Below are 12,854 nucleotides of genomic sequence, written 5' to 3'. Positions count from 1 at the left end.
ACCGCTCTTTCTATCACTCGGGTCCGACAGCACACCGGGCCGGACCAACCCCTGTTCCCAAGGGAGGACCGGCCCGTGATGCCGTCGTTACGCGCCTTCACGCCCTCTTCACGCGGCGCGCGCCCCGCTTACGCGTCCTCGGCGAGTTCCAGCCAGCGCAGCTCCAGTTCCTCCCGCTCCCCGGCCAAGTCCCGCAGTTGGGTGTCGAGTTCGGCGACCTTGGCGAAGTCGGTGGCGTTGTCGGCGATTTGGGCGTGCAGCTTGGCCTCCTTCTCGGAGACGCGGTCCAACTGCCGCTCGATCTTCTGGAGTTCCTTCTTGGCGGCGCGCTGGTCGGCGGCGCTCTTCTCCGGGGCGGCGGCCTTCGGTGCCGCCGCGGCGGTGGAGGCGGCGACCGCCTCCTCCATGCGCTGCCGCCGCTCCAGGTACTCGTCGATGCCGCGCGGCAGCATCCGCAGGGTGGCGTCGCCGAGGAGGGCGTAGACCCGGTCGGTGGTGCGCTCGACGAAGAACCGGTCGTGGGAGATGACGATCATCGAGCCGGGCCAGCCGTCGAGGACGTCCTCGAGCTGGGTGAGGGTCTCGATGTCCAGGTCGTTGGTGGGCTCGTCCAGGAAGAGGACGTTGGGCTCGTCCATGAGCAGCCGCAGCAGCTGCAGCCGGCGCCGCTCACCACCCGACAGGTCGCCGACCGGCGTCCACTGCTTCTCCTTGTTGAAGCCGAACGTCTCGCACAGCTGCCCGGCGGTCATCTCGCGCCCCTTGCCGAGGTCGACGCGCTCGCGCACCCGCTGCACGGCCTCCAGGACCCTGAGGTTCGGGTCGAGTTCGCCGACCTCCTGGGAGAGGTAGGCGAGCTTGACCGTCCTGCCGACGGCGATCCGCCCGCCCACCGGCTGCGCCTCGCCCTCCGTCCGCGCCGCGTCGGCCATGGCCCGCAGCAGGGAGGTCTTCCCGGCGCCGTTGACGCCGACCAGGCCGATGCGGTCGCCCGGGCCGAGCTGCCAGGTGACGTGCTTGAGCAGCACCTTGGGCCCGGCCTGGACGGTGATGTCCTCCAGGTCGAAGACGGTCTTGCCGAGCCGGGAGGAGGCGAACTTCATCAGCTCGCTGCTGTCCCGGGGCGGCGGCACGTCCGCGATGAGCTCGTTGGCGGCCTCCACGCGGAAGCGCGGCTTGGACGTACGCGCGGGCGCGCCGCGCCGCAGCCAGGCCAGCTCCTTGCGGACCAGGTTCTGCCGCTTGGTCTCCTCGGTGGCGGCGATGCGCTCGCGCTCGGCGCGCGCGAAGACGTAGTCGGAGTAGCCGCCCTCGTACTCGTACACGGTTCCGCGCTGGACGTCCCACATGCGGGTGCACACCTGGTCGAGGAACCAGCGGTCGTGGGTGACGCACACCAGCGCGGAGCGCCGCTCCCGCAGGTGCCGGGCCAGCCAGGAGATGCCCTCGACGTCGAGGTGGTTGGTGGGCTCGTCGAGGACGATCAGGTCCTGTTCCTCGATGAGCAGCTTGGCCAGCGCGATCCGCCGCCGCTCGCCACCGGACAGCGGCCCGATGACGGTGTCGAGCCCCTTCGGGAAGCCCGGCAGGTCGAGCCCGCCGAACAGCCCCGTCAGTACGTCCCTGACCTTGGCGTTCCCGGCCCACTCGTGGTCCGCCATGTCGCCGATGACCTCGTGCCGCACGGTGGCCGCGGGGTCGAGGGAGTCGTGCTGGGTGAGCACCCCCAGGCGCAGCCCGCCGGAGTGCGTGACCCGGCCGCTGTCGGACTCCTCCACCTTGGCGAGCATCCGGATCAGGGTGGTCTTGCCGTCGCCGTTGCGCCCGACGACCCCGATCCGGTCCCCTTCGGACACGCCGAGCGAGACACCGTCCAGCAGCGCACGGGTGCCGTACACCTTGCTGACGTTCTCGACATTGACCAGATTGACGGCCATTTCACTCCTGCGGGCGGGACTGTATCGGCATGCGGCTCCGCCGCGTGGGTCAGCCTCCCAGCCTAATGCGCGGCGGAGGCGGCCCCCGACGCCTCGGCCCGGCGCCTCAGATACCGGTCCGTCGCGTCCAGCATCCAGGTGTCCGTCCCCGGCTTCCAGTCGACCGGCCCGATGTGCCTTCTGCCCTCCACGCAGCGCGGGTCGTCGCGTTCGGCCAGGCCGTAGACGGCATGGATGCGGACGAGCTGGTTCTCCTCCCGTACCAGCCCGGCGAGCGCGTCGGCGACGGCGGGTTCGCGTCCCGGGTACTCGGCGAGCCAGCAGCCCGCCTTGCCCCGGACGTTCGGGTCCGGGTCGCGGGCCAGGGTGAGCACCGCGGCGAGGCTCTCGGGCCGGACCAGCAGATGGGGCCGGTCCGCCGACCGTTCCAGGGTGTGGTGCACCATGCCGCGCACCCCGGCGTCGGGATGGGCGAGGTACGACAGCCCGAGCGCCTCGATCTCGGGGCCCTGCGCGTCCTCGGTGAGCGCGTTGAGCACGGCTCTCAGCACCTGCGGGTCGCGCTCCTCGCGGGCCCAGGGCAGGAGGATCGCGGCGCCGCGTCCGTCGAAGGGCGAGGCCTCCAGGCCCGTGCCGATGGCGAGGAAGAGCAGTATCTGGGCGGCGAAGAGCCGGTGCAGGCGGTCGGGGTGGCGGCTGAGCGCCACGGCGCTCTGCCAGGTCTCCTCGCTCTGGCGCCGGGCCAGGACGAGAGTGGCGTGCCCCCACACCGCGTGGTCCCCGTCACCCCGGGCCAGCGCCCGCGCGAGCACCTCGTCGAACGGCGCCGGCACCCCGAAGCCGTCCTCCAGGACGGTGAGGATCCCGTGGTGCCCGTCGCGCGCGGTCAGTCCGCCGAGAGTGACCTGGGTGTACCACGCGTACTCCCGGCGGTCCGTGACCACCTCGCGGCGCACCGGCCCGCTCTCCCCGATGCGGTGCCGTAGTTCGGCCTCCACCCCGGTCTCGGCCCAGTGCCGGGCGCGCGCCAGCAGTTCGGCGCGCATGGGTGCGGGGATCCGGGCGGGGTCGCACAGGAGTTCGTCCACCATCTCCGCCGAACCGCCGTCGACGGCCCGCAGCAGTGGGGTGGAGCCGTCCGGCAGCGGCCGGAGCGGATCGGCTCCCGCGTCCACCAGTGCCTCGACCGTCTCCTCGTCGTAGGCCGCGACGGCCAGGCAGAGCAGGGGCAGCCCCGTCTCCGGGTCGACGGCCTCGGGATCGGCCGTGTCCAGCAGCCTGCGGGCCTCGTACGCGTCACCACGGCGTACGGCGGTGACGAGTTCGTCGGTGCTCAAGCGGTTCCCCCTTTGTGCGCGAAGGGGAAGCCTAGGTGTGCCGAGCAGCGCGGGGCGGTCGTTTTACGCCACGGTCGCCGGTGACACCACCGTCGCCCCCGGCGCGGGCGCCGTCGCGACGCGCACCGTCCGGCATGTGCCCGAGGCGCGCAGGGCCTCGGCCACCGCGGTCGCCGCCTCCGGGTCGCGGACGAGGAACGCCGTCGTGGGGCCCGAGCCGGAGACCAGCGCGGTGAGGGCGCCGGCCGTGCGGCCCGCGGCGAGGGTGTCGGCGAGCTCGGGGAAAAGGGAGAGGGCGGCGGGCTGCAGGTCGTTGGAGACGGCGGCGGCGAGCGCGCCGGGATCGCCCTTGGCGAGGGCGTCGAGCAGGTCGTCGGAGGCGACGGGCTCGGGGATGTCGCGGTCCTCGGCCAGCCGGTCGAACTCCCGGAAGACGGCCGGCGTCGACAGCCCGCGCCCGGCCATCGCGAACACCCAGTGGAAGGTGCCGCCGACCTCCAGCGCCGTGAGCCGCTCACCGCGCCCGGTGCCCAGCGCCGCCCCGCCCACCAGACTGAACGGCACGTCGCTGCCCAGCTCGGCGCAGATCGCGAGGAGTTCGGCGCGGGAGGCGCCCGCCTCCCACAGCGCGTCGCACGCGAGGAGCGCGCCCGCGCCGTCCGCGCTGCCGCCCGCCATGCCGCCGGCGACCGGGATGTCCTTGGCGATGTGGATGTGCACGGCGGGCTCGACGCCCCGGCGTTCGGCGAGCGCGAGGGCGGCACGCGCGGCGAGGTTCGTCCGGTCCAGGGGGACCTGCTCGGCGTCCGGCCCGGCGCAGGTGACGCGCAGCTCGTCGGCCGGGGTGACCGTGACCTCGTCGTACAGGCCGACCGCGAGGAAGACGTTGGCCAGGTCGTGGAAGCCGTCGGGGCGGGCGGCGCCCACCGCGAGCTGTACGTTGACCTTGGCGGGGACGCGTACCGTGACGCTCACTTGCCGTTCTCCCTGTGTTCCGCGATCCGCGCGAACTCCTCCACCGTCAGGGACTCCCCCCGCGCCTGCGGGGAGACACCGGCCGCGACCAGGGCCGCCTCGGCCGCCGCCGCCGACCCGGCCCATCCGGCGAGCGCCGCCCGCAGGGTCTTGCGGCGCTGCGCGAACGCCGCGTCGACCACCGCGAAGACCTCCGCCTTCGACGCCGTGGTCTTGACCGGTTCGGTGCGGCGGACCAGCGAGACCAGCCCGCTGTCGACGTTGGGGGCGGGCCAGAAGACGGTGCGCCCGATGGCCCCGGCCCGCTTCACCTCGGCGTACCAGTTGGCCTTCACGGACGGCACGCCGTACACCTTCGAGCCGGGCGGCGCGGCGAGCCGGTCGGCGACCTCGGACTGCACCATCACGAGGGTGCGCTCGATGGTCGGGAAGGTGTCGAGCATGTGCAGCAGCACCGGCACGGCCACGTTGTACGGCAGGTTCGCCACCAGCGCGGTCGGGGCGGGGCCCGGCAGCTCGGCGACGTGCATCGCGTCGGAGTGGACCAGCGCGAACCGCTCCGCGCGTCCGGGCATCCGGGCCGCGATGGTCGCGGGCAGCGCGGCGGCGAGGACGTCGTCGATCTCGACGGCGGTGACGCGGTCGGCGACCTCCAGCAGGGCCAGGGTGAGGGAGCCGAGCCCCGGGCCGACCTCGACGACCACGTCCTCGGGGCGGACCTCGGCGGTGCGGACGATACGGCGGACCGTGTTCGCGTCGATCACGAAGTTCTGGCCGCGCTGTTTGGTGGGGCGCACGCCCAGCGCTGCCGCGAGCTCACGGATGTCGGCGGGACCGAGGAGGGCGTCTGGGCTGGGGCTGCTCACGGGACAAGGGTACGGGGCGCCGGGTACGGCCCACGCCGGGCGGTCCAGCCCGGCCTATCCCTTCAACCGCCCCCCGCAGTGCGGCCAGGGGCTCGCCCCCCGCCGGGTGTACAGCTTCTTCGCCCGGTACGTCTGCTCGGCCGCCGGGGCGTCCTGGGGGCGGCCCGTGCCGCCGAGGCTGTGCCAGGTGTGGGTGTCGAACTGGTAGAGGCCGCCGTACGTGCCGGAGGGGTCGACCGCTCCGGGCCGTCCCCCGGACTCGCAGGCCGCCAGCGCGTCCCAGTCGAGGTCGTCGGCACCCTGCACGGAGGCGGGCAGCGGCTTGGTGCCCACCTTCACCACCTGCGGCTGCGGCTCCCGCACCACCTCGGACTTCTCGCGGCGCGGCTCCTGCCGGACCCCGTTGACGGCCCGCACCCGGTACGTGATCCGCCGCACCCCCGGCTGTCCGGCTTGTTCGACGACCTCCGTGCCCTTGAACAGCGAGGGGTCGTCCGTCCGCCGCACGTCGAAGTCGATCGCCTCCTCGCGGACCTCCTTGGTGTCGGTGACCCGCAGCACGGTCACCGTCTGCCCGTCGCGCGGGAAGCTGGCGGGCGGGACCGAGGTGGTGTCCTGGCCGCTCAGGGTGATCCCGGCCTCCGCCACCGCCTCCTGCACGGTCGCCGCGTTGGTGCGGATGGTGCGGGCCCGGCCGTCCGCCATGACCGTGACCGCGCGCTCGGTGCGCACGTCGAGCGCGAGCCCGGCGCGCCCGATGCGCTGGGAGCGCGAGGTGGACAGGTACGCGCCCTCCGCACGCACCCCCAGCTGCCGGAGTGCCCCGTCCACCGTGTGCGCCGTCGTCCACACCTCGCGCCGGTGACCGTCGAGCGTGAGCCGTACCGGGCGCCCGTAGTGCACCGTGACCTCGTCGCCGCTGGCCAGTGCCGTGCCGGGGGCGGGTGCCACCGAGTCGTGCGCGTCCACCGCCACGCCCTCCTCGGCCAGCAGCTCCGTCACGTCGTCGGCGAAGGTGTGCAGCGTGCGCGGCTTGCCGTCGACGCTCAGCTCGATCGCCTTGTCCTCGGCGACGAACGCGGTGGTGCCGCCGGCGAGGAACGCGACGACCAGCGCCTGCGGCAGCAGCCGGCGCACGGCCGACTCCGGGCGCTCGGTGTAGCGCGCCCTGCGCCGCCGCGCGCCGTGCCTTGCCGCCTCGGCGCGTGCGCCGGGCTCGGGCGCCCCCTCGTCGGGCGCGCTCGCCATCTGCCGCGGCAGCGACACCGGCTCGGCGACGAAGTGCGCCTCGGCCTCGTAGGCGGGCCGGTAGGTGTCCTCGTACCCGGCGTACGGCCCCGTCTGCGCACTGTGCGCGGGGGCGTCGTAGCCGCACGGCTCGTACGACGCGTACGGCGCGTAGGGCTCGTACGACGCGTAAGGCCCGTACGACGTGTACGGCTCGTACGGCTCGTACGGCTTGTAGGTCTCGTACGAGCCATACGTCTCGTACTGCGAATCGCTCACGCCGACACGCTCCAGGGGAGGGGTCCGGATCGGGCCCCCAGAACCTAGCGGAGCGTTCGTCACTCTCCAAAGCGACGCGACCACGGACTGTCGCGCCTCGAACGTGCGATCAGTAACCGAAGGCGCGAGCGGTGTTCGCGCCCAGGGCCGCCGCCAGGGTGTCCTCGTCGATACCGCGTACGGCGGCCATGGCGCGCACCGTGACGGGGACGAGGTACGGCGCGTTGGGCCTTCCGCGGTACGGCGTCGGGGTCAGGAAGGGCGCGTCGGTCTCCACGAGGACCAGTTCCAGCGGGGCGACGGCGAGGGCGTCGCGCAGGTTCTGGGCGTTCTTGAAGGTGACGTTCCCGGCGAAGGACATGAAGTAGCCCTCGCGGGCGCACACCTCGGCCATCTCGGCGTCGCCGGAGTAGCAGTGGAAGACGGTGCGCTCGGGGGCGCCCTCCTCCTTCAGCACGCGCAGCACGTCGGCGTGGGCGTCGCGGTCGTGGATGACGAGTGCCTTGCCCCTGCGCTTGGCGATCTCGATGTGCGCGCGGAAGGACCTCTCCTGCGCCGCCTTGCCCTCGGGCCCGGTGCGGAAGTAATCGAGTCCGGTCTCGCCCACGCCCTTCACCTGGGGCAGTGCGGCCAGCCGGTCGATCTCGGCGAGCGCCTCGTCCAGCGCGGCGTCCCCGCCGGGCTCCCGGGCGCCCTGCCGCGACCAGCCGTCGGGGTCGCCGTGGACGATGCGCGGGGCCTCGTTGGGGTGCAGGGCGACCGTCGCGTGCACGCTCTCGTACGCCGCCGCGGTCTCGGCGGCCCACCGCGAGCCGTTGATGTCGCAGCCGACCTGGACGACCGTCGTCACCCCCACCGACGCGGCCTTCGCGAGGCCCTCCTCGACCGTGCCGGACTGCATGTCGAGGTGGGTGTGGGAGTCGGCGACCGGCACCCGGAGGGGTTCCGGGAGCGGCGGCGCGGCGTTCTTCTCGTGCTGGCCGCCCGCGGCGGAGGCGTTCGAAGGCATGCCCCGATCCTACGAAAGGGGCATGCCCGGGCCGACGGGCGAGGGGCTCAGCTCGCCTTGCGCTGGAAGGGATGGAGGAGATCGGACAGATGCCAGTGGTGGTGCTCCCCGGTCCCCCCGGCCGCCTCGGTCTCCGCGGGTGCCTTGGGCGCCTCGACCGGTCCGGCCTGCGGCACGTGGTGCCGCTCGGCCGCGTCGCGCACCGACGAGACCTGACCGGCCCGCATGATCCGCACCACGTGTCCGTCGCAGTTGTGGCACACGGGCCGGCTCAGCGGGGACGGTACGACCTGGCCGCCGGTCACGTACATGACGAACTCGTTGCCGTCGGCGTCCGTGTGGTGCTCTATCTCGTACGACTGCTCCCAGCCGTGCCCGCAGCGCATGCAGGCGAAGGAATACGACTCGTGAACGACTGCGGTCGCCGTACCGCGCGGGCCGGTCTGCCCAGCGATCTCACTCATGCCAGCTCTCCCCTCAGGGCGAGGGACGTGCGTCCCTTCGACCAGTGGACGCCTGCGCCGACGTGAATGCACCAGGCCTGTCGAGTGTTGGAGGCGATTTGGGCGTTCCTTGCCGTACCGCCCCCGGCGACGGGTCTGCGCTTTGCCTTCGGCGGGAGCCTTTTGCCCACCCATGGGGCGCACGCTCATGGGAGAAGAGCCCTGCTCAGAGCGGGTGTGCGCCGTCTCACAACCCCCCGGCGTTCTTCGCCGCCACCACCGCGCCGAACACCTCGCGCTTGGGGATACCGGCCTCGGCGGCCACCGCCGCGATCGCCTCCTTGCGGCGCTCCCCCGCCTCCTCACGGATCCGGACCCGGCGCACCAGCTCCCCGGCGTCCAGTTCCTCCGGCCCGCGCTCGGGGGCGCCCTCCACGACGACGGTGATCTCGCCGCGCACCCCCTCGGCCGCCCACTCCGCCAGCTCGGCCAGCGGGCCGCGCCGCACCTCCTCGTAGGTCTTGGTCAGCTCCCGGCAGACGGCGGCCCGCCGCTCGCCGCCGAAGACCTCGGCCATCGCGGCGAGGGTGTCGTCGAGGCGGTGCGGGGCCTCGAAGTAGACCAGCGTGCGCCGCTCCCCGGCGACCTCGCGCAGCCGCGACAGCCGCTCGCCCGCCTTCCTCGGCAGGAAGCCCTCGAAGCAGAACCGGTCGACGGGCAGCCCGGACAGCGCCAGCGCGGTGAGCACCGCGGACGGGCCGGGCACGGCGGTGACCTTGATGTCCTTCTCGACGGCCGCCGCGACCAGCCGGTACCCGGGGTCGGAGACCGACGGCATCCCGGCGTCGGTGACGAGCAGCACACGGGCGCCGTTCACGAGCTCCTCGACCAGCTCCGGCGTCCGGGCGGCCTCGTTGCCCTCGAAGTACGACACCACCCGCCCCTTGGGCGTCACGCCGAGGGCCTGCGTCAGCCACCGCAGCCGGCGCGTGTCCTCGGCGGCGACGACGTCCGCGCCGGCCAGCTCCTGGGCCAGCCGGGGCGGCGCGTCCGCGATGTCGCCGATGGGGGTGCCCGCCAAAACAAGGGTTCCAGTCACCCTGTCATCCTCTCAGGGGCCGACGGGGAGGCCCGCCGGGGCGGACGCATGCCCATCGGTACCGCCCATGCACGGGACTCACACAGAAGGGTTCCCTACGATGGCGCGGTGACCAGTACCGCGTCCTCCACGGACATCCGGCAGGGCCGGGCCCCGCACGACGAGCGGCCGGCGTGGCAGCAGCGGCTGCGCCGATTCGGCTACACGGCGGGGCCGAGAAGCGACCTCCGCGACCGCCTGGTGCCCCCGTACGCCGAGCCCAGTCCGCGTCTGTGGCTGGCTCTGGGCGTGCCGCCGAACCTGTCCGCGCGCATCACCCGCTGGTCGAGCTGGCTCGGTCCGCTGCTGGTGACGCTGATGGCGGGCGCGATGCGGTTCTGGAACCTGGGCAGCCCGAAGGCGGTGATATTCGACGAGACGTACTACGCCAAGGACGCCTGGGCGCTGATCCACCGCGGTTTCGAGGTCAACTGGGACAAGAACGCCAACGACCTGATCCTGCAGACGCACGGCCACCTCACGATCCCGGCGGACGCCGCGTACGTCGTGCACCCGCCGGTCGGCAAGTACGTCATCGGGTTGGGCGAGCAGTTCTTCGGTTTCACCCCGTTCGGCTGGCGCTTCATGACCGCCTTCCTGGGCACGCTGTCCGTGATGCTGGTGTGCCGCATCGGGCAACGGATGTTCCGCTCCACCTTCCTGGGCTGCCTGGCGGGCGCCCTGCTGGCGGTGGACGGCCTGGCCTTCGTGATGAGCCGCACCTCGCTGCTCGACGGCGTGCTGATGTTCTTCGTGCTGGGCGCCTTCGACTGCCTGCTGATCGACCGGGACAAGGCGCGCGCGAGACTGGCCGCGGCCTTGCCCGCCGACGCGGACGGCCGCCTGCGTCCCGACGAGCGGATCGCCGGCACCTTCCGCTTCGGTCTGCGCCCCTGGCGCTGGGCGGCCGGTGTCCTGCTGGGCCTGGCCATCGGCACCAAGTGGAACGGCCTGTACATCCTGGCCGCGTTCTGCGTGATGACCCTGCTGTGGGACGTCGGCGCCCGCAAGGTGGCCGGGGCCCGGCGCCCGTACCGGGCCGTCCTCAAGTACGACACGGGCCTGGCCTTCCTCGCGACGGTCCCGGTGGCGATCGCCGTCTACCTCGCGTCCTGGATCGGCTGGATCCTCTCCCCGGCCGACGGCTCCGGCGGCTACTTCCGCAACTGGGCGGCCACCGACGGCAAGGGCGGCCACTGGACCTTCCTGCCGGACTGGCTGCGCAGCCTGTGGCACTACGAGCACGAGGTGTACGAGTTCCACGTCGGCCTGTCGTCCCCGCACACCTACCAGTCCAACCCATGGAGCTGGATCATGCTGGGCCGCCCGGTCTCGTACTTCTACGAGTCCCCCGCCCCCGGCACCGACGGCTGCCCCGCCGACGCCGGCCAGAAGTGCGCCCGCGAGGTCCTCGCCCTCGGCACGCCCCTGCTGTGGTGGGCGGCCGGCTTCGCCGTCCTCTACGTCCTGTGGCGCTGGCTCTTCCGCCGCGACTGGCGGGCCGGCGCCATCGCCTGCGGCATCGCGGCCGGCTACCTCCCCTGGTTCATGTACCAGGAGCGCACGATCTTCCTCTTCTACGCCGTCGTCTTCGTCCCCTTCCTCTGCCTCGCCGTCGCCATGCTCATCGGCGCCATCATCGGCCCACCGGGCTCCACCGACACCCGCCGCGTGATCGGCGCGGCGGGGGCGGGCGTACTGGTCCTGCTGATCGCGTGGAACTTCATCTACTTCTGGCCGCTGTACACGGGCACCGCGATCCCGATCGACTCCTGGCGTTCACGTATGTGGCTGGACACCTGGGTATAGGAGCACGTTCGGGCACATTCCTGATCTCCGTTCGGACACTGTTCCGAAAACTCTCCTCACAGCCGCCCCACACGCCACTTACAGTGCGAGCACCGAAACGGGGAACGGGGGAGGGAGCGCGCCATGCGCAAGGGGGCCAAGGCCGCCGTCATAGGCGGGGTGTTCGCGGTGTTCGTGGGCGGGGCCGGGTACGGGGCCTACAACATCCTGTCGGCGCTGAACGAGGACGGCGGGACGGGGGCCTCGGCGGTGAAGACCGGGCCCCCGTCCCGTGACGAGGTGAAGGAGACGACCGGGAAGTTCTTCGCCGCCTGGGAGAAGGGGCAGGCGGGGACGGCGGCGTCGTACACGAACTTCCCCGAGGACGCGAAGGCGCTGCTGACGGCCTACGGGAAGGACGCGCACATCACCGGGGTGCGCGTCACGCCGGGCGCCGCGACCGGAGCCACCGTGCCCTTCACGGTGCGGGCGACCGTGTCGTACGAGGGGAAGTCCAAGCCCCTCGACTACAAGAGCAGCCTGCGGGTGGTGCGCGGCCAGACCACGCACCGCGCGCTCGTCGACTGGCAGCCGTCCGTGGTCCACCCGGAGCTGCGCAAGGGCGACACCCTCACCACCGGTGAGGCCGCGAGCCCGCCGATCGAGGCCGTGGACCGCGCCGGGAAGGTGCTGACGAAGGAGAAGTACCCGTCCCTCGGGCCGATCCTGGACGAGCTGCGCAGCCGGTACGGCGACAAGGCGGGCGGCACCCCGGGCGTCGAGCTGGTGATCAAGCACGCCGACCAGAACAGCGCCGACACCACACTCCTCACCCTCGCCAAGGGGAAGGCGGGCAAGCTTCCGACCACACTGAGCGCGAGCGCCCAGGCGGCGGCCGAGAAGGCGGTGCAGAAGTACGCCGAGTCGTCGGTGGTGGCCGTCAAACCGAGCACCGGCGAGGTGCTGGCGGTCGCCAACCACCGCAACGACGGCTTCAACGCCGCCTTCCTCGGCGAGCTGGCCCCCGGCTCCACGATGAAGATCGTCAGTGCCGCCACCTTCATCGACAACGGCATCACCACGGCGAACGGCCCGGCGCCCTGCCCGCCGTCCGCCGTCTCGGAGAGCCAGACCTTCACCAACCTCAAGGGCCTGGCCCCCGACGAGCACGCCACCCTCGCCGACAGCTTCGCCCGCTCCTGCAACACGGCGTTCGTGAAGTTCGCGGACGAGGTGAAGGTCGACTCACTGACCAAGGAGGCCGAGGAGCGCTTCGGGCTCGGGCAGGACAACTGGAAGGTCGGTATCCCCTCCTTCGACGGCCGGATCCCGGCCTCCGGCGGCCCCGACACGGCCGCCAACCTGATCGGGCAGGGCCAGGTCCAGATGAGCCCGCTGAACATGGCGTCGGTCACGGCGACCGCCATGACGGGCACCTTCCGGCAGCCGGTCATCGTGCCGCTCCGCCTGGACGACCGCGAGCCCGCGAAGGCCCGGGGGCTGTCCGCCGCCACCGTCCAGCAGCTGCGCTCGATGATGAACCGCACCGCCGTCAGCGGCACCGCGGCCGGCGTGATGTCAGGGCTGGGCGGCAGCGGCAGCAGCATCGGCGCCAAGACCGGCTCCGCCGAGGTCGACGGGCAGGCGAAGTCCAACAGCTGGTTCACCGGTTACCGCGATGACATCGCCGCCGCCGCGATGACCCAGGACGGCGGCCACGGCGTGGACGCGGCCGGTCCGATTGTCGCAAGCGTGCTACGGACAGGTGGCTGACGTCACGTACAAAGGTCGGGACTCTAGGGTGGTTGCCGTCGTTGGGGAGCGTGAGGGCTACGAGGGCAACGGGGACCCTGGG

The 12,854-nt window shown here is 72.6% G+C and carries 10 protein-coding genes; 2 read left to right on the top strand and 8 right to left on the bottom strand.

Features of this window, described 5'->3' with window-relative positions:
• Positions 1–128: 128 nt before the first annotated feature.
• The 8 genes from ACZ7L0_RS24865 to rsmI all read right to left on the bottom strand — a co-directional run bounded on the left by ACZ7L0_RS24865 (position 129) and on the right by rsmI (position 9,172).
• Positions 129–1,937, bottom strand: coding sequence for an ABC-F family ATP-binding cassette domain-containing protein (locus ACZ7L0_RS24865; protein WP_471244737.1), 1,809 nt, complete (start codon positions 1,935–1,937; stop codon positions 129–131).
• 62 nt (positions 1,938–1,999) lie between these two features.
• On the bottom strand, positions 2,000–3,274 hold the full coding sequence (locus ACZ7L0_RS24860; protein WP_471244736.1) for an ankyrin repeat domain-containing protein: 1,275 nt from the start codon (positions 3,272–3,274) through the stop codon (positions 2,000–2,002).
• Between the two features lie 63 nt (positions 3,275–3,337).
• Positions 3,338–4,249, bottom strand: coding sequence for a 4-(cytidine 5'-diphospho)-2-C-methyl-D-erythritol kinase (locus ACZ7L0_RS24855; protein ID WP_471244735.1), 912 nt, complete (start codon positions 4,247–4,249; stop codon positions 3,338–3,340).
• Entirely contained in the window at positions 4,246–5,115 is an 870-nt protein-coding gene (gene rsmA / locus ACZ7L0_RS24850; RefSeq protein ID WP_471244734.1) for a 16S rRNA (adenine(1518)-N(6)/adenine(1519)-N(6))-dimethyltransferase RsmA, read from the bottom strand. Before rsmA ends, ACZ7L0_RS24855 begins: the two co-directional genes overlap by 4 nt.
• A 54-nt stretch (positions 5,116–5,169) precedes the next feature.
• Positions 5,170–6,621 (bottom strand): ubiquitin-like domain-containing protein, encoded by a 1,452-nt coding sequence (locus ACZ7L0_RS24845; RefSeq protein WP_471244733.1) that lies wholly within the window; start codon positions 6,619–6,621, stop codon positions 5,170–5,172.
• 109 nt (positions 6,622–6,730) lie between these two features.
• Entirely contained in the window at positions 6,731–7,630 is a 900-nt protein-coding gene (locus ACZ7L0_RS24840) for a TatD family hydrolase (RefSeq protein WP_471244732.1), read from the bottom strand.
• A 47-nt stretch (positions 7,631–7,677) separates the two neighbouring features.
• The gene (locus tag ACZ7L0_RS24835; protein ID WP_471244731.1) at positions 7,678–8,094 is read right to left on the bottom strand and encodes a hypothetical protein; all 417 of its coding nucleotides are present in this window, start codon (positions 8,092–8,094) and stop codon (positions 7,678–7,680) included.
• Between the two features lie 226 nt (positions 8,095–8,320).
• Complete coding sequence (rsmI, locus tag ACZ7L0_RS24830; RefSeq protein ID WP_471244730.1) at positions 8,321–9,172, bottom strand: 16S rRNA (cytidine(1402)-2'-O)-methyltransferase; 852 nt, start codon at positions 9,170–9,172, stop codon at positions 8,321–8,323.
• Between the two features lie 108 nt (positions 9,173–9,280).
• Between rsmI and ACZ7L0_RS24825 the strand changes: the two genes are divergently transcribed.
• A complete protein-coding gene (locus ACZ7L0_RS24825) occupies positions 9,281–11,020 on the top strand; it encodes a dolichyl-phosphate-mannose--protein mannosyltransferase (RefSeq protein WP_471244729.1) in 1,740 nt (579 codons plus the stop codon).
• Positions 11,021–11,143: 123 nt separating this feature from the next.
• Complete coding sequence (locus ACZ7L0_RS24820) at positions 11,144–12,772, top strand: penicillin-binding transpeptidase domain-containing protein (protein ID WP_471244728.1); 1,629 nt, start codon at positions 11,144–11,146, stop codon at positions 12,770–12,772.
• Positions 12,773–12,854 lie beyond the last annotated feature (82 nt).

The sequence above is a fragment of the Streptomyces sp. NPDC039424 genome (assembly GCF_055639495.1).
This window is presented reverse-complemented; position numbering and strand designations above follow the sequence as displayed.

Bases quoted from the DNA above. Each gene is read 5' to 3' on its own strand.
- ACZ7L0_RS24865 (WP_471244737.1), bottom strand. From the start codon at position 1,937: ATGGCCGTCAATCTGGTCAATGTCGAGAACGTCAGCAAGGTGTACGGC.
- ACZ7L0_RS24840 (WP_471244732.1), bottom strand. From the start codon at position 7,630: ATGCCTTCGAACGCCTCCGCCGCGGGCGGCCAGCACGAGAAGAACGCC.
- ACZ7L0_RS24835 (WP_471244731.1), bottom strand. From the start codon at position 8,094: ATGAGTGAGATCGCTGGGCAGACCGGCCCGCGCGGTACGGCGACCGCA.
- ACZ7L0_RS24820 (WP_471244728.1), top strand. From the start codon at position 11,144: ATGCGCAAGGGGGCCAAGGCCGCCGTCATAGGCGGGGTGTTCGCGGTG.